Source organism: Neobacillus mesonae (assembly GCF_023715155.1).
Lineage (GTDB): Bacteria > Bacillota > Bacilli > Bacillales > Cytobacillaceae > Neobacillus > Neobacillus mesonae_A.
In genome coordinates this window covers 1-17,432 of the sequence record NZ_JAMBNQ010000048.1, presented here as the reverse complement: position 1 = coordinate 17,432, position 17,432 = coordinate 1, and the positions used below count along the sequence as shown (strand labels likewise).

Annotated in this window: 17 protein-coding genes and 1 riboswitch; of the genes, 10 read left to right on the top strand and 7 right to left on the bottom strand. The window is 36.7% G+C overall.

Features of this window, described 5'->3' with window-relative positions; translation table 11 throughout:
* Positions 1-36: 36 nt before the first annotated feature.
* Both M3183_RS23930 and M3183_RS23925 read left to right on the top strand, forming a co-directional pair.
* Positions 37-516, top strand: a complete 480-nt coding sequence (locus M3183_RS23930; RefSeq protein ID WP_251473765.1) for a hypothetical protein — start codon at positions 37-39, stop codon at positions 514-516.
* Between the two features lie 388 nt (positions 517-904).
* On the top strand, positions 905-2,029 hold the full coding sequence (locus tag M3183_RS23925) for a lipase/acyltransferase domain-containing protein (protein WP_251473763.1): 1,125 nt from the start codon (positions 905-907) through the stop codon (positions 2,027-2,029).
* A 47-nt stretch (positions 2,030-2,076) separates the two neighbouring features.
* Here M3183_RS23925 and M3183_RS23920 read toward each other — a convergent pair whose 3' ends face one another.
* Positions 2,077-3,045 (bottom strand): bile acid:sodium symporter family protein, encoded by a 969-nt coding sequence (locus tag M3183_RS23920; protein WP_251473761.1) that lies wholly within the window; start codon positions 3,043-3,045, stop codon positions 2,077-2,079.
* A gap of 233 nt (positions 3,046-3,278) precedes the next feature.
* Positions 3,279-3,950, bottom strand: coding sequence for a Dph6-related ATP pyrophosphatase (locus tag M3183_RS23915; protein WP_251473759.1), 672 nt, complete (start codon positions 3,948-3,950; stop codon positions 3,279-3,281).
* A 228-nt stretch (positions 3,951-4,178) separates the two neighbouring features.
* Between M3183_RS23915 and M3183_RS23910 the strand changes: the two genes are divergently transcribed.
* On the top strand, positions 4,179-4,463 hold the full coding sequence (locus M3183_RS23910) for a hypothetical protein (protein ID WP_251473756.1): 285 nt from the start codon (positions 4,179-4,181) through the stop codon (positions 4,461-4,463).
* Positions 4,464-4,497: 34 nt separating this feature from the next.
* Here the strand turns inward: M3183_RS23910 and M3183_RS23905 are convergent, their stop codons facing one another.
* Together M3183_RS23905 and M3183_RS23900 are read right to left on the bottom strand one after the other, a co-directional pair.
* The gene (locus tag M3183_RS23905) at positions 4,498-5,334 is read right to left on the bottom strand and encodes an RMD1 family protein (protein WP_251473754.1); all 837 of its coding nucleotides are present in this window, start codon (positions 5,332-5,334) and stop codon (positions 4,498-4,500) included.
* A gap of 31 nt (positions 5,335-5,365) precedes the next feature.
* A complete protein-coding gene (locus tag M3183_RS23900) occupies positions 5,366-5,974 on the bottom strand; it encodes a cell wall hydrolase (protein WP_251473751.1) in 609 nt (202 codons plus the stop codon).
* Between the two features lie 817 nt (positions 5,975-6,791).
* Between M3183_RS23900 and M3183_RS23895 the strand changes: the two genes are divergently transcribed.
* From M3183_RS23895 to M3183_RS23880, 4 genes are read left to right on the top strand one after another with little or no spacing between them, the layout of a single operon-like run.
* The gene (locus M3183_RS23895; protein ID WP_251473749.1) at positions 6,792-9,521 is read left to right on the top strand and encodes a response regulator; all 2,730 of its coding nucleotides are present in this window, start codon (positions 6,792-6,794) and stop codon (positions 9,519-9,521) included.
* Positions 9,522-9,523: 2 nt separating this feature from the next.
* On the top strand, positions 9,524-10,378 hold the full coding sequence (locus tag M3183_RS23890; RefSeq protein ID WP_251473747.1) for a CheR family methyltransferase: 855 nt from the start codon (positions 9,524-9,526) through the stop codon (positions 10,376-10,378).
* Complete coding sequence (locus M3183_RS23885) at positions 10,320-12,362, top strand: PAS domain S-box protein (protein WP_251473745.1); 2,043 nt, start codon at positions 10,320-10,322, stop codon at positions 12,360-12,362. Before M3183_RS23890 ends, M3183_RS23885 begins: the two co-directional genes overlap by 59 nt.
* 24 nt (positions 12,363-12,386) lie before the next feature.
* Entirely contained in the window at positions 12,387-13,337 is a 951-nt protein-coding gene (locus M3183_RS23880) for a sugar ABC transporter substrate-binding protein (protein ID WP_251473743.1), read from the top strand.
* 61 nt (positions 13,338-13,398) lie between these two features.
* Here the strand turns inward: M3183_RS23880 and guaC are convergent, their stop codons facing one another.
* Positions 13,399-14,382 carry a GMP reductase gene (gene guaC / locus M3183_RS23875; protein ID WP_251473741.1) on the bottom strand — a complete coding sequence of 328 codons (984 nt, stop codon included), beginning with the start codon at positions 14,380-14,382 and terminating at the stop codon, positions 13,399-13,401.
* Between the two features lie 216 nt (positions 14,383-14,598).
* Here guaC and M3183_RS23870 point away from each other — a divergent pair, with 216 nt between their 5' ends.
* Positions 14,599-14,772: a hypothetical protein gene (locus M3183_RS23870; RefSeq protein WP_251473739.1), complete on the top strand. Its 174-nt coding sequence runs from the start codon at positions 14,599-14,601 to the stop codon at positions 14,770-14,772.
* Positions 14,773-14,939: 167 nt separating this feature from the next.
* Positions 14,940-15,500 (top strand): DUF2062 domain-containing protein, encoded by a 561-nt coding sequence (locus M3183_RS23865; protein ID WP_251473737.1) that lies wholly within the window; start codon positions 14,940-14,942, stop codon positions 15,498-15,500.
* 105 nt (positions 15,501-15,605) lie between these two features.
* On the opposite strand, the gene M3183_RS23860 is transcribed toward M3183_RS23865, so the two are convergent.
* Positions 15,606-15,797, bottom strand: coding sequence for a hypothetical protein (locus M3183_RS23860; protein WP_251473736.1), 192 nt, complete (start codon positions 15,795-15,797; stop codon positions 15,606-15,608).
* Between the two features lie 295 nt (positions 15,798-16,092).
* Positions 16,093-16,614, bottom strand: a complete 522-nt coding sequence (locus M3183_RS23855) for a hemerythrin domain-containing protein (RefSeq protein WP_251473735.1) — start codon at positions 16,612-16,614, stop codon at positions 16,093-16,095.
* A 191-nt stretch (positions 16,615-16,805) separates the two neighbouring features.
* On the opposite strand from M3183_RS23855, the gene M3183_RS23850 reads away from it, so the two are divergent.
* Positions 16,806-17,129 carry a BC1872 family protein gene (locus tag M3183_RS23850; protein WP_251473733.1) on the top strand — a complete coding sequence of 108 codons (324 nt, stop codon included), beginning with the start codon at positions 16,806-16,808 and terminating at the stop codon, positions 17,127-17,129.
* Positions 17,130-17,173: 44 nt separating this feature from the next.
* Positions 17,174-17,281: riboswitch (SAM riboswitch) on the top strand.
* The last annotated feature ends 151 nt before the right edge of the window (positions 17,282-17,432 follow it).

Here is a 17,432-nt window from a genome sequence, read left to right as displayed (position 1 = left end):
CACATAAGATAAATTATTCTTTATGGGGGTGTTTCAATGCATAGATGGTTAAAGGCATTCATTCTCACATATCTTTCTTTTTTATTTTTCGGAAGTTTTATAGCCATTGGGCTGCTTTGGACAGGAATGATCGAAAACGTACTCCCTTTTGTTTCTGACATTAAAATTTTCCTTTATTATTTTTTTGCCGGTGCTATTGGCGGTTCCTTAAGGCATCTTTACATGTTTTGCTGTCACTACATGGATGGGGAATTAACGGATTACCGCAAGTGGATTATGTACATTTTCTTTCCGATTTTTGCAACCGGTACAGCTGTCGTGGCAGTCATGTTAATTCAAAGCGGAATCTTATTAATAGAGTTTACCGATTATGGAGACACACCCTATGCCCCGATTAGTATAGCGTTTTTTGTGGGATTTGGATTCAATCGTTTTGTGAATAAACTAAATATGGTTTCGAAAAATTTGTTTAAAACTGGGACAGATAATCAGGGGGAAGTAAGGAAGGAAACCTAATTTAAGAAAAAGTTCAGTTCTTGTAACTGAACTTTTTCTTTTGATATTAACTATTCCATCATCTTGTAATTGTGCCTGTGGCAGGGCATTTGTTCCGATAATGTCATTTCCTGCGTGCTTTCATATCCTTTAATAAAACCTCTTCTCACAGATAATGATTGAAAAACGTTAAATTGTTTACTGATGAAAGCCATTAGTTACGGGCAACCTGCATCACCTCATAAAGAATCCGGTTGAATAATATATTTCATGATGGAAACTAAGGGGATATAAATACAATCCCAGTAATGTAAACTATAATAATAGGAAACACCAAATTGATACCCACATAAGATATATGATCTTGAATAGGGGGAATAAACTTTGCCATAAGCAGGAGGTAATGGAAATGGCTGCCGTCACTATTCTAATACCGGGAATTCAAGGAACTAAGCTCGTTAATTCTAATACTTTAAATTTTGATACGATTTGGTCAGGAATCCAAAGTAAATATGAAACGATTTATGACCTCGCATTAAAGCAGGACCCACGTTTTGAGGTCAGTCCAAGAACCATCATTGAACGAAGCGATATTGAGGATTTACCATATCGGGAAGCCATTTCTGTATTGGAACATAAGATAAAATCTCCTGTTTATATTTTTGGGTATGACTGGAGAAAATCGTCAGCAGAAACGGCCAAGCTTTTAGCTGCTTATATTGATTATTTGAAGGAGAAACTAGCTGTCAATTCTTTTAATTTTATCGCTCATAGTCTCGGTGCAATGGTTTTTAGCTGTTATTTAAAACAATTGCAGGGCAATTATGAGGTGATTGAACATGCTGTTTTAGCCTCCTGTCCCTTTAAAGGAGCGGTCAGGGCATTAGTTTCGTTAGCAGCAGGGGAAGGTGGTTTGAAGTTCCCGCTTTTTAATTCTAATGATGAATTTAGAAAAATTGCTCGTACTTTTCCATCTGTTTTTGAATTGTGTCCCACTTACAAGAATGCGATTGTCTTTGAAAATGGAGCAGAATTTGATTTATTCAATCCAGACCATTGGCAGTCCAATATTGGGGATGATGATCTGGGAATGTTTCTAAACAGGATCCAACATATTAAAACCTTTTGGAGTAAACATGACCCGGCAATGCTTAATCTGGAGTCCCTTCCTGAAGAAATTAGAAAAAGAATTTTAATTTTAGCTGGCGAAGGTGAAGAAACGAAAAAGAAAGTCATTGTTAAGCCTGTTAGCCCGGACGGCAGAGCAAAAAATTTCTTTCATTTTGATTCTCCAGATGCAAACGGCGATGGAGATGGGGTGGTCCCATTAGATAGTGCGGCCTTTTACAGTGAAAAGGTGTTAACACTTGCTGTTAAGAAAAAGTGGAGTAATCTTGCAATGCACGCGCTCTTCTTGAATGATGGGCGGGTACAGACACTTATTACCAGATTTTTATTGAATCAAAATGTGGCACGCGCACAAGGAGTTCCTTGGTGGTCCGTACTTGACGGTTCCGTAAGGCAATTGAATTAAAAAACACACCTTTGGCACATATTACCAAAGGTGTGTCTGTTTTTATTCTATTTTGTTATCGTTTGTTCTGTTTTTAAAGTAGTTGCTTTTTTATCTTTCATCCGGTTAAAAATGGTTGCCAGGATCGGACCGGAAATATTATGCCATACACTGAAAATCGCGCTTGGTACGGCAGATAGTGGTGAGAAGTTAGCAGCTGCAAGAGCGGCACCCAACCCAGAGTTTTGCATACCAACCTCAATGGCAACAGCTTTTTTCTTGGAAAGATCCATCTTAAATAATTTTCCAAAGAAGTATCCGATTAAATATCCTAGTATATTGTGTAATATAACAACTGCAAAGATTAGAAGTCCAGTTTTAGCGATGTTTTGTTGGTTTACAGAAACAACAGCTGTCACAATGGCAACAATCGCGATAATGGAAACAAGGGGCAGTACCTTTACGCTTGCCTCCGCTTGTTTATTAAATAATCTCTTGATAACGACTCCAAGCACAATTGGTACGATAACAATTTGAAGAATAGAAACGAATAAACTGCTTGGATCAACTGGAATCCATTGACTTGCAAGCAATAAAATCAATGCCGGCGTTACAATCGGTGCAAGAATGGTTGTACATGATGTAATGGTAACACTTAATGGCACATCACCTTTAGCCAAGAATGTCATTACGTTTGATGATGTCCCTCCAGGGCAGCAGCCTACTAAAATAACCCCAACAGCAATTTCAGCTGGAAGATGTAAACCTTTTGCAAGGAGAAAAGCGATACCGGGCATAATCAAAAATTGCCCAACAACACCAATTGCTACATCTTTCGGCCGTTTTAATACTTCTTTAAAATCACTCGTGGATAATGTCAGTCCCATTCCGAACATAACAATTCCTAACAATAAATTAATATGCGGGGCAATCCAGGTAAAGCCTGATGGTGCAAAGAATGATAGAAAGGCAAATAATAGTACCCAGATGGCAAACGTACTGCCAGCAAATTGACTGACACGTTCTAAAGTTCTCATGGTGATCCCCTTCTTTATAAATATTTTTGTATTGAAAGTATTATAGAATAATATTTTAATAAACTCAATAGTGGGAAAATTATTTTTTTCAAAAAATAAATTTAATTCAAATCAATTCGGCTTGCTAAAAGGATTGGTATCGTTTTCATATTTTTGAAAAAATTTATAAATAATTCAGGGATTTTGATAAAGTAAAAAAATGTCCTTCATAATCATGATGAAGGACAAAATTATTATATTAACTGGGAGCTTTTAAATTCCAATTTTTTTGTGGTTTCGAGCTGGATTGGTTCTCCTAGTTCTAACTGGATCTTTTTTGAAAATAGCGGCCCGTCGAAGACATATGTATGATACTCGCCTGATTCACCCATTGGGCAGCTGGTGGTTTCTTGTATATCCTCCACAAAATGGTTATCTATCATTCTACCAAGCCATGATTCATTTAAAACATCATCACGTACACGGATTACAATCGCTTGATAACCCGAATTGACAAAGTCTTCGAGCAATCCAAGAGTGGATTCTTTTGTGGCCCAAAGAGGGTAGATTGCATCAATATTGGCAGCTGCAGCTGTTTTTTCACCCCATTCGCGATGCTCGTCTAAATACAGGTCGCCATAAGCAATTCCTGAAATTTGATATTTTTGTTTTAAAAATTGCAGTGCCTCAACAAATTGGTCGGTATAGCTTTCAAACGTGCATTCAATAACATGAACCGGAATGGAAAGGGCTTCTCCTTGTAAGCGGATCATCTCTGTCCGTTCACCATGCCCAAAGGTTCTTCCCAATTCTTTCGGTGCGGTTGTCACCAATGATACTACTTCATAACCCTGTTCTACTAAAGTATGCAGGGCCATACAGCAATCCTTTCCGCCGCTCCAGGATAGTACGATTCGCTGGTTCAAATTTGATCACCCTTATTGTTTATTTGTTTACCATATTTCTAGTCTATCATAAGATTTGATAGAATAAATGATAAAATCAGACAACTATTACCTTAAGCAGGAGGTGTTTTGAATATCTATTTGGAGATAAAATGGTATACAGTTGGAAATATCTGCTAAATGTTTTTCCATCCAAATAATCTGAAAGTCCCTGCGTCATGAACAATGAAGATGATGGAGGCTTTTCAAATGAGCATTGAACTAGCCATCATAATATTAGCGTGCTTTTTACTATTAGTGATGGGCTATGTGTTCGTTACGATCCCAAAGCATGATGATGAAAAAGGGTTGATTATTACTCCCAAGGGATTTAACATACGTTTTCCATTCTCCCTGTTTAGTATTCTGTTTGTCATCGCCTTTGTTAAACTGCCGCATATCCCAACCGATTATCAAACAATCAGCTATCTATTACTGGCAAGTAAATTTATCTCCATTCTTACCTTGGCAGGCAATATCGTTATTTTAAGGTAGTGTAAAAACAAATAATAAGTTTTGAATGTTTTTTTCAAGGAATCCATCCCAAGATTTGCAAAATGGTTAACCCAATTTCAAAGGCAATCAAAATCACAATAATCCATTCCACAAATAATCCTCGGATGGAGTGGCTGATCGTGGAGAATCCATCCATAATATTGTATAAAATGTCGGTTTTACTTTTTAAAATTTTATAACGGTCATTCAGTTCGAAAAATTCCGTCATTTGGTCGTAAAAATCATTGGCAGGGCTGCTTGTCCATGTAATATCAGGTTTGTCCAAAATCATAATGTAAGCGAGAGTGTTATATTCGTGGCGGACGATTTTGGCCGTTGTTCTAGCCAGTTCCTTATTGCCAATCCTCAGATTTCCACGTTCCAGCCGGTCAATCATGGTTTCAAGCTTGTCATGAATTTTCCCTAGCTGCTCTTCCGTTTTTTCCAAAGCGACTGATTTCGCAATGACGGTTGAAATTAATTCGGGATAAAAATTCTCAAATTCCGGTACCACAACATATTCATCCGTGAGTTCAATTGTTTCCGTTTCCTGTACATGAAGACTGTAATCATCTGTAAACCTGTCTTTATTTTTCAGGTCTATATCAGGTTCAAAGGAATGGATATATTTCAAAAAGGTTTGAATTTCATCATGGTGTGAGAAGTTAATAAAAACGATACTGCCAAAGGAAAAAATCAACACCATTTGCAACTGGTCTATATTTTTTTCCAGGGTAGAGGAGAGAATTTTACTTCTCAAAATTAATGGCTGTTCCCATGTAAATTTTTTAGGGATGCCGCAATGAACTGCAATCTTGTTTAAATCAATTTCATTCGAGACTGCATAAGCTTTAAATGTCATGTCCATCATTTTAATCACCTTTTCTGAACAATATCAGTGGCTAGTTTTTAAAAACATGTCTGCCGATAACGAGTGTGGTTGCTCTTGAATCAAGCCATCTGTTTTCAGCGATGGCGGGATTGTAAAAGAATAAAGAATTGCCTGCAATATTCCGTTTTTCTTTTAACGCATCCTTTACAGCATTAATGGAATCACCATTTGCAGGCTTATTAATTTGTCCATTTTGAACTGGCTGGAACTGACTTTTTTGATAAATCACCTCTTTAATTGTGTTCGGAAACTTGGAACTTGCAACTCTATTAAGGACAACACAGGCAACAGCGATTTTTCCTTGATATGGTTCGTCTTCTGCCTCAGCCCTTACTAATCTAGCTAAAAGTTCCAACTCAGATTGTGAATATCCCACAATTATTTCTGGTTTTGGCCTCGCTTTTTCTGCCTCTTTTTCTAGTATATGTACAGTTTGACCAACATATATCAAATCAAGATTTTTTATTTGCGGATTCATTTTCGCTAAATCTTCCAATGTCAAATGATTCTCTCTAGCAATCTTTGACATGGTATCACCTGTTTTAACGGTGTAGGCAAATACAGGGGAAGTTAATAGTATCGATATTACTAATGTAAGCGCTAAAATGAGTTTTTTCAATATCCTTTCCTCCTAGTTTTAACTCTTGTATAATTCCTATTTCTATGAGCCTGAACAAATGGTTAGTATTACAAGAATGATAGGTTCGTATTACAGTTTGGTTACATATAAGTTTTTTGATTTCAAATCACTACATGATTTACTGGTGCGAAATGAAAATAATGTTAAAATGGTAAAAATGTAATTGGTTTTATTCGTAGCAGGATAAGTTAAATAGAAAAATGTTTGACTGCATTTGTTGAAACACCGGATACTCGAAACGGCAAAGTGATCAGGCATGGTGAGCGGTTAAGGGGAAGTTTTAGGAAATCATTATTGCTGTTGAGGCAGGATAGGATGTTTTTTGAATAGGGGAGCATACCCGCAGATACTATGCTGCTTCATCTCCGGAAAAAAGTTGGAGTCAACCGGTTGTCCTGCAGGATCTATTCCACATAAAGATGTTATGAAATCAATTGAGATGTTAAGGTAAGTAATTACTTCAAAGGATCGCTATGAAGTGGCAAAGTGGGAAGCAATGAATAAGGATAAAGTTTTTTAATCAAATCCACTATTTTCTCTGACAGATAAATACACATTTTCTGCGTCCTATGTAAATTGTATGCGGCCGCAGAAAATCAGTCTCCGAATAGACAGTCTCTACATAAAAAATGTCTTTTAAGATTTTCCCTTTTCTTAATTATGTCAAAGATTAAAATATTATCTGGACGAAAATAAATTAATTAAAGTAAAATATAGTAGTTTACAGATAAATTTGAAGATTTCATCGTTACTAGTATTAACGATTTAAACACGGTAACCGCGATATGGAGGAAATATGAAATTTAAAACCAAACTGTATATGAGTATCGGGTTTTTATGGCTATTTATTCTGATTATTGCTGTAATATTATTAAATATGCTTGAACAAACGACAGTAAAAATGAACGAAGTGGTAAATGATTTAAATGAAAGAATTGAAATGGCAGCAGTAATGAAAAATGAAACTTCCCAAATTGGTTTAGAACTTGGGTTGATGGCATCGGATCGAAATGATGAAATTCATATAAACGCAGAGGATGATTGGGAAGATTCACAAATGAAATTGCAAAAAGCAATGGAATCTCTTGAACAGAGAGATAAAACCGAGAAAGCTCAAGAGTTAATTGCAACGTACAGAACGCTTTATCAAACTTATCAGAATCTGGGTGATGAAGCTTTAGCAGCCAAAAATCGAAATAAACAAGTGGAATTTCCGGCTTCTTATTGGAAAAATGCAGAAATCAACAGGCAAAGAATGATACAAATTGCCGACCTATTATGTGTATTGGAAAAGCAGACATTGAAAAATGAACTTTTCCGGACAAAGGATACTTATAATTGGGCGGTCACAATGATTTATGTCTATCTAGCGATTGCCCTGTTAATAGGAGTTGGGTTTACATTCTGGATTATTCGAAGCTTGACGATTAATTTAAATAAGGTGACATCTGTTATGAAACAGGCAACCACCTCTGATTTTGAATCCATGCCGCGAATTAATCTATCGGCGAAAGGGGAATTGGGAGAAATTGCAGCAGCTTTTAACAAAATGGCGGATGCTCTTGAAAAGCATAGTTTCAGAGAAAAGGATTTAAAGGAAGCGGCGGAAGCTGAGAGCTGGCTGAATGGAAAAATAGCAGAAATCGCAACAATTTATCCGGAAGTCGAAAGTGTTCAAGAATTGGCAGATTTATTTATAACAAATCTCGTACCCATGGCAGGAGCCAGCAGCGGGATCTTTTATTTGAAAGAATTAGAAGAAGGAGAGCATTATTTTAAAAAGATTTCTTCTTATGCAGTTCTAAATGATTCGGATAATCATAGAAGGTATCGGTTTGGTGAAAGCTTAGTCGGGCAATGTGCCTTAGAAAAGCGTCCCATCATACTGAACGATGTACCCGCTGACTATTTTAAAATAGGTTCAGGCATGGGTGCAAGCCTGCCAAAAAATATTATCATTTTACCAGTTAAAGGTGTCGATGAGGTCCTTGCCGTAATTGAGATAGCCTCATTGGAGACCTATAATCCATTACAGTTAAAACTGTTTGAAGCGGCAGTAGATAACATAGGAATCAAAATCAACCAAATTTTAAATCATATTAAGGTAGAAAAATTATTGCAGGAATCCCAGACCTTAACAGAAGAACTCCAAGTTCAATCAGAAGAGCTTCAGCTGCAGCAAGAAGAACTTAGAACAACAAATGAAAAATTAGAAGAACAGTACGATACCTTAAAACATAAAAACGAAGAAATTGAAAAAGTCAGGGGAGCGCTTGAAGAGAAAGCACAGCAGCTTGAGATCAGTTCACAATACAAATCGGAGTTTTTAGCCAATATGTCTCATGAATTAAGAACGCCGCTTAATAGTTTGCTAATTTTAGCAAAAATATTGTCTGATAACATGGATGGAAATCTTACATCGAAACAGGAGGAATATATTCGAACCATTTATTCTTCCGGCAAAGATTTACTTCATTTAATAACGGATGTGCTGGATTTAGCTAAAGTTGAGTCGGGTACATTAGATATTAATTGCAAAGAAATAGAACTAAATGATGTGCTGGAGTATATCCGAAAGCAATTTTCTCCGCTTGCCGAACAGAAACAAATTCAATTTTCAATAGAAATGGATGATCGATTACCTGACATCTTCTATACAGATGATCTGAGGCTTCAGCAAATTTTAAAAAATCTGCTTTCCAATGCGTTTAAGTTTACGGAGGCCGGGAGTGTATTTTTAAAGATTGAGAAAGTGATAAAGGAGATTTACGAAAACCATTCTACAGAAAAAACACAGTTTAAGCCAATGCTTTCGTTTTCTGTTGTCGATACTGGTATAGGTATTGACCAAGATAAGCTGAAGGTGATATTTGAAGCGTTTCAACAAGCAGATGGAACTACCAGCCGTAAATACGGCGGTACTGGTTTAGGATTATCCATCAGCCGTGAAATCGCTCACTCATTGGATGGATTTATAGAGGTTTCAAGTGTAAAAGGAAAAGGAAGCTCATTTACATTGTATGTGCCTTTAGAGTCAGAAAGTCACAATGGGAAGTACTTGGCAATGGAAGAGGCGGCCATCAGTCTTTACGATACTCCGAATACTAAAATAGAACCTATTAGTGAACCAGCTATGCCTAACTTGAAAGACAAAAAAATCTTGATTGTCGATGATGATATTCGAAACCTATATGCTTTAACAGTAGCACTGGAAATGTACGAAATGGAGATTATCGTAGCGGAAAATGGCCGGGAAGGAATTACGGTCTTGCAGGAAAATCCGGATACAGATTTGATATTAATGGATATCATGATGCCAGAAATGGACGGATTCGACGCCATGCGTCAAATTCGCAGGATGCCGGAGTTTTTCGAAAAACCAATCATTGCTCTGACTGCAAAAGCAATGAAACGAAGCAGGGAAGAATGTTTAGAGGCTGGGGCGACAGACTACATCAGCAAGCCAATTAATATAGAACAGTTATTATCGTTAATGCAAGTATGGCTTTATCGTAAGGAGAATTAGTAATGACCTTAAACGAAGACGAAAGAATTAGGCTGCATTTAGAGGAAATAGAAAAAATTGAAATTGAGCTTTTTCTCGAAGCATTAATTCGCTTTTATGGGTATGATTTTCGAAATTATGCCTTTCCGTTTCTTAAAAGGAGAATCAAACATCGCGTTCAGCAGGAACATCTTACAAGTATATCAGCACTTCAGGAGAAAGTTTTACGTGATTCGGAAACCATGAAAAGGCTTCTTACCGACTTTTCCATTAATGTGACCGAAATGTTCCGTGATCCTTCCTTTTTTAACTCAATAAGGACAAAAGTCATACCGATTGTAAAGAATTTTTCTGAAATTAAAATATGGCATGTTGGGTGTTCTTCAGGTGAAGAAGCTTATTCTATGGCTATACTTCTATATGAAGAAGGAATCTATGAGAAATGCCGGATTTTTGCCACAGATCTTAATAATGATATTCTTGAAAAGGCGAAGAATGCTACATTTGCATTAGACGTTATGCAGCTCTATACGAAAAATTACTTAGAGGCTGGAGGGAAAAGATCCTTCTCAGAGTATTATAAGGCCGTGGATGAAAAAGTAATCTTTCATTCTTTTTTAAGAAAAAATATCGTATTTGCTCAGCATAATTTAGTCACTGATCAATCTTTTAATGAATTTGATATTATTATTTGCCGAAATGTATTTATTTATTTTAATAGAAATCTGCAAAATCAAGTTCACAAGTTATTATATGATAGTTTAAGCCTGTCAGGTTTTATTGGACTGGGAAAAAGAGAGGGGATGAAGTTTACAAACTATGGAAACTGCTACAGAGAAATTGACGCATCCGACAAACTTTATCAAAAAATCAAATAATCCTCCCTCAAATAAGGTAAATATTTTAATGGTGGATGATTGTCCAGAAAATCTACTAGCACTAGAAGCAGTCTTGATTTCTCCAAACTATCATTTGGTCAGAGCAAATTCCGGAAAAGAAGCGTTGAAATGTATGCTGAAGCAAGATTTTGCTGTCATTTTATTAGATGTTCAGATGCCAGGACTGAATGGATTTGAAACAGCTAAGCTGATTAAGACACGAGAGAAAACAAAGCATATCCCGATTATTTTTATAACCGCGATTAGTCAGAATATGGAGCATGTTCTTCAAGGGTATGAGGCTGGTGCAATAGATTATATTTTTAAACCATTTCAGCCTGAAACATTAAGAAAAAAAGTGGAGCAATTTGTTGAAATCCACCAAAATCATGTTGAAAGCCTGCAGCAAACGGTGAAGGAACGGACAGAATCATTGCATAAGAAATTAGGGCAGGCTACTTACCATTTAAGGCGTTCGGAAGCACTCTCTAAAGCTATAGGTGAAACCATTTTAGATACCATTATTGTGTTTGATGCCGATGGGTCGATTTTGTCTGCAAATCCGGCTGTTAAAAGTATGTTTGGATATGAAGAAGAGGAAATAATCGGCAGACATGTTTGTTTACTAATCATAGAACCAGATGATGGCAGCTCAGAAAACAGCAGGCACACTTGGTTATCTTCTATGAAGCAATCAGCTGGAAAAGTAATGGAATCAACTGCCTATCGTAAGGATGAAAGCTGCTTTTATGCGGATATCCTTATCGGCCAAACAATGGTGGAAAACCAGCAGATATTTGTTTGTACCATTCGGGATATAACAGAAAGAAAACAAATGGAAAAAGTCAAAAAGGCACAATTACAAATGATGGAAAGGATGGTTTCGGCAAGAACGATTGAACTTACAAAGGCGAACAAGGAACTGCAAAAGGAAATCGAAGAACGAAAACGAATTGCAGACCACCTGTACCGTTTACAAGAAAGATTTCAAAAAATCTTTGAAGCAAGTCCTTGCCTTATGGCCATATGCTCCCAGGAAGAATTCATTTTTACTGATGTCAATTCCAGCTGGTTGAATTTAACTGGCTATCAACGCCATGAATTAATCAATCAGAAAATAAAGGAAGACCATTTTATTGATGAGGCAACCGGGAGACCGATTCTACTTGAACAAAAAAACTTGAATAAAAAAATCCACTATCAAACAAAGACTGGAGAGATTCGTGAGGGACTATTGTCGACTGAAATCATTGATATTGCCTCAAAACCATGTATGTTGGTCGTCTTAACGGATATGACAGAACAAGCGCAATTAGAAAAACAGCTCTCCCGTTTAGACCGCTTGAATTTAATTGGTGAGATGGCGGCAGGAATTGCCCACGAAATCAGAAATCCGATGACGACAGTCCAAGGTTTTTTACAAATTGCAAGGGAAAGCAGTGAGCGTGTATCTTCGGAGATTATCGATATCATGCTGGAGGAATTAGCAAGGGCAAATTCTATCATATCTGAATTTCTCAATTTAGCAAAAAATAAAATCAGTATGAAGAAAAAGCAAAATCTAAATACCATCCTTGGTGCCTTATCACCGTTGATTCAGGCAGAAGCACTAAGATCTCGAAAGTATGTAAAATTAAATTTAAATGAATGTCCGGATATATTGCTGGACGAGAAAGAAATTCGCCAGCTTATCTTAAATGTAGCACTTAATGGAATTGATGCCATGGCACCCAATGGAAAACTCACGATTAAAACTTTTGTAGAAAAGGACAAAGTCATTTTAGAAATAAAAGATCAAGGAGAGGGTATTCCTTCAGAAATTATGGAGAAAATTGGGACTCCTTTTTTCACTACAAAAGAAAAGGGGACAGGCTTGGGTTTAGCCATTTGCTTTAGTGTTGCAAAACGTCATCATGCTGAAATAGATATTGAAACGGGGAATGAAGGGACGACTTTTTCAGTTCGATTCCCATGTGATTCCTGATAATGGAGGAGAGGGCAGGAGGCAGTGCTAAAAAAAAGAAAGTTCATTATCGTTTTAGCTGCAGTTGTTAGCCTTATGATTCTGAGTTTTATTTCAACATCATTTGCACTTAATAAGCCGAAAATCGTCATTGTTATAAAAAATTTGGATATACAATATTGGGAAATTGTAAAGAGCGGTGCCGAAAAAGCGTTTCAAGAACTAGGTGTCGAAGGAAAAGTGGTTGCACCGCTTGATGGATCTGCGAAAGAACAGAAAAAGTTATTAAAGGAGATTTATAAAGAAAAACCAGATGCCGTCATTGTCTCTCCTATTGATGAGTCCGTCATCCCTGTTTTGGATATGTTTACTAGGATAAAGAAGATTCCTGTCATTTTAATCGATCAAAATGAGCCGTTGGCAAAGAAATCCTCATATGTAGGGGTTGATAACTCAGAATTAGGGGAAAAAATTGGATCATTAATGAGCTCTCAGCTTCATCCCGGAAATAAAGTAGCCGTTTTGGGGGGGAGTCAGTCCATCTTAGTTTTTAGGGAAAGAATAGCTGGTGCTAAAAAAGTTTTAAAGAATGCCGGTATCGTCATAGCTGCGGAAAAAGTCGAACTGCCGGATGATCCTGAGACAATCCGCAGGGAAACACTTGAGATGATAAAAAAACATCCAGATATTAAGGGAATTATTACAGATCATGACCTAATTGCCATCCCTGCGATAAAAGTATTACGGGAACAGAATCTTACCATTCCTGTTATTGGGGCAGATGGAATTCCTGATATGGCGCAATTAATTCAGGATGGATTGGTATCTGCAACTGTGGCACAAAATCCTTATGATATGGGTCATATTGGTGTAGAAACCGCACTAAAAGTAATAAAAGGAGAATCGGTTGACAAATTTGTGAATACGGGTGTTGATATTCTCATTAAAGAAAATTTGCAGGATCGATTAGAGTTTCACAATAAGCTGTTAAAATAACAAAAACAATCTTGAGAGTTAAAGAAATGGAGCGAGTTCTATAAGGACCCGCTCTCATTTTTTAATAAATTTTATCGCCATTAAAAATTGAATTCTTTACTATGACATAATCAACCTTACGAATATCTGCTAATTTTCTGCCCCCCGCATACGAAATCGAGGATTGCAGGTCCTGCTCCATCTCAATCAAAGTATCAATTAGCGGGCCTTTGTAATCTACATACATTTTCTTGCCTTCCACATTTTTACGTTCACCTTTTTGGAATTCTGAAGCAGACCCGAAATACTCTTTATAGCATTTTCCATCTTTTTCATATGTTTCACCAGGAGATTCTTCATGGCCGGCGAATAAAGAACCAATCATGACCATAGAAGCACCAAACCGGACGGATTTAGCTATATCCCCATGTGTCCGAATTCCACCGTCAGCGATAATGGGCTTGCTTGCCGCTTTTGCACACCATCTCAAAGCAGCCAGCTGCCAGCCTCCTGTACCAAAACCTGTCTTGATTTTTGTGATGCAGACTTTACCAGGTCCGATTCCGACTTTTGTTGCGTCTGCCCCGGCATTCTCCAATTCTCTCACAGCGTCTGGAGTTCCTACATTTCCGGCAATAACAAAGGTACCAGGTAAATGTGACTTAATATGATGAATCATATCGATGACAGCATTAGAGTGGCCGTGTGCTATATCGATAGTAATATACTCTGGAACAAAATTCTCTTCCGCTAATTGATGAATGAATTCATATTCACCCTCTTTTACACCGACGCTGATGGAAGCAATTAACCCACGGGATTTCATATCTTTTACAAAATCAAGGCGCGTTTCAGGTTTGAACCGGTGCATGATATAAAAGTAACCGTTTTCTGCCAAGAAAATAGCAATTTTTTCATCTATGATTGTCTGCATATTCGCAGGAACAACTGGCAATTTAAACGTATGACCCCCAAAGGTTACACTTGTATCACACTCAGAGCGGCTTTTAACCACCGATTTTGCAGGAATCAATTGAATATCTTCGTAATCAAATACATTATCCATAAATTACACTCCTAAACACGAATGATTAATTATTTATGTAAATAATTGTTCGTACATTTGATAATTTACCCTATTTTTATCAGTATGTCAAAATATTTTCATAAATATGTGTAAATTTCTTATTAAAACGTCTCTATTAGTGAAGGACACGTAATAAAAGAGTATAGATTTGGATATGATGGAAGGTAAAATTGATGAAAAGGTGAAAGCCCAGCCATGAAAGAACCCTTCGAATATCCTCAGCTCTTTTATAATGAAGTGATTTTTTATTTAGAAAAAAAATGGAACCGTTCACTTAGCGATCATGAACGTCATGTATTAATAGAGGGTTATCGCTATGGGAGAATGATTGAGGCGGAAAATGAAATAACCATTATGATGGGGGAATAAAATTACTGGGTTTTTCCAATATAATCTAGTATAATCCAGCTAGTTTTCAGAATTAAAATATAATATACTAAGGTATATAGGACATTTTAAGGATGTAACATAACTCTTAAGCTATATTCAACCTTTAGCCCTATAAGTTTTTACTTTTCTTAACTGGAGGTTATCTTATGAGCACAAAACAGCATAAATATAATGTCTTTCAACGAATCGGCCGTGCTTTTAAGTTAAACTTCATGAAACTTCTCCGTTCCCCTGGAGGAGCTAGAAAGGTGTCATTAGGGTTTGCAATTGGATTTGGGTTGGAAATGCTGGTGATATCAACCGCTTCTCTCATATATATTTTATTTGTTCCGATTGTCCGATTGTCCAGGGGATCACTGCCAGCTTCCATTATTGGAAATGTAATTGGAAAACTAACATTCCTGCCAGTCCTGTTACTGCCATTTGCCAGAACACTGGGAAAAGGAATCTTCCCCATGAGGGTTACCCACGGAGAACATATCGCTTTTTCACTACAAAAATTGCTTCATGGTGACTTTCATACACTGATTGGTTTACTCCATGGCGGTTTACATGCCTTAATAGGAATGACCATTTTCGGCTTAATTCTAGGAACTATTTCCTACTTTGTTGTTCATTATCTTTATGAAAAAGAAATCACAAACCGATTAAAAAGAAGACGGCAAAAACGTGAAGTCAAACTTAATAGGATCGATAACATCGTATAGAAAAGATGTAAGGTATTAGTTAATTTAGCCTTACATCTTTTTTATGGTTCATTTACTTAGTGCATTTTTTATATCCCGTTGTAAGCCAAGCATAGGAGAAAATCATTAACTAAGCGGAACATATGGGCCGAAATATGGGAAAGCTGGATGATACCCATAAAGGTTAGGGATGAGGTGATAGACGGTATGTCCCAACTGAACACTATGATAATGGATAGGCAGGCTCCATGGGCCAAACATTTGCGAAGGATATCCTAAATAGATAGGTCCATTCGTTCCAGTAATAATCGTGTGCATGAAATCACCAACTATTGTTTTTTCTAATTAAAAACTGCTGTTAAAACCCTGCCGAAAGAATTCAATTGATGCAGAAATTGTAAGTATGGTATCAAATTCTAGTTAAGTAAAATTATCCGCAGCGAATTTGGAAACTTAGTTGAACTAACCAGTATAAGGGGACTAAAAATTAATAGTGGAAAAAAGAAATTCCGGATAATCAAGTTTTACTTCATTTTACGAGATAATGAAATAAATGAGCCTGTTTGATTGGTATAAAATAAAAAGAACCCATTGACGGGCTCTTCGATGAAAATTATCTTTCTACAGAAACCTTCTGATTGACAATTTCTTTTTCTTCGTCTGTAAACATCCTTTCAGCCATTGGATACAGTACCTGTTCTTCTTTACCAAAGTGGCTGATTAGTGTATGGTAAGCATTTTCAATTAGGTTAGCATTTTTTATTTTTTCATCAGTACTGAATTCTGAGTGGCTTTCAACGTTTTTCAAAAATTCACTGATATAGCCGTGAGCCTGTTCATGTTCATATTCCATTACAGCAATAGGTCCACCGTTTTTGCCAAGGTAAACCTCCATCATTCTGAACAAAATATCTTCTTCACGTTTAGAATGATAATCAAGTTTGGTAGAAAAATCCTTAACCTCCTGAACTAATTCACCAAATAAAGCTCCTTGTTCAACCTCGACTTTTTGACAAAGGGAAAATAAAGTTTGTAGATTTTCCCTAAGCGGGATATGCTCGCTTACCAATTTATTTAGCCCTTCTGAAAGTGTGACAGGATCATTCCCAAACACTCCACCATGACATCCTTGCATAGAAAAAATTCTCCTTTCGATCCTTACTACTCTTAATTATAAAAAAATCATGTCCTTTTTAGTGTGATTTAAGTCACTTAATAGTACTGAAAGTTTTTTAACTAAGTACTAGAAATTCAGAAAATCGTGTTATATAATTGTGATAACAAAACAAATGTGTTATATAACAAAATAATGAAGGGGATAGGTAAATGGTAAAAACAGACGCAATTGCACGCAGAATACTGGGATGGAAATTAAACAGATGGGATCGCTGGTTTGATTATGAAAAAGGGAAGTTTATCCATGATGCTGATTTTCAACCGGAAGAAAATCTAAATCACGCAATGCTGGTTGTTGAAAGATTAGAGGAATTAGGGTTCTCTTATTCCGTAAATGAAAGTTCCCGTGTCTGTTTTAATGGAATTTGTGGAACCGGCGAAACACTTCCTCAGGCTATTACCAATGCAGCTTACTCCATTATCGAGCATCATTCCATTTCAAACAGCACAAAAATGTGGCAGAAATTATGCTAATCTAGAAATTCGGCCTGTCTTGTGATAAAATAGCACTAATTTAATAGTTATCAAGAGTGACTGAGAGATCTGGCTCAATGACGTCACAGCAACCTGCAATATGTAAGGTGCTCCTACCAGCAAAGTACTTTTACTGCTTTGGATGATAAAACGGACTCCCCCCTTCTGTATCCAATGAGGCCACTGAAAAAGTTCTCCTAAATAATGTAAAAAAGGTATAATACCTCATTATCTGAGGGAATTATACCTTTTTTGCTGTATAATTATAGTATCAATTTTGAACGGGTGTGTACTATGATACAA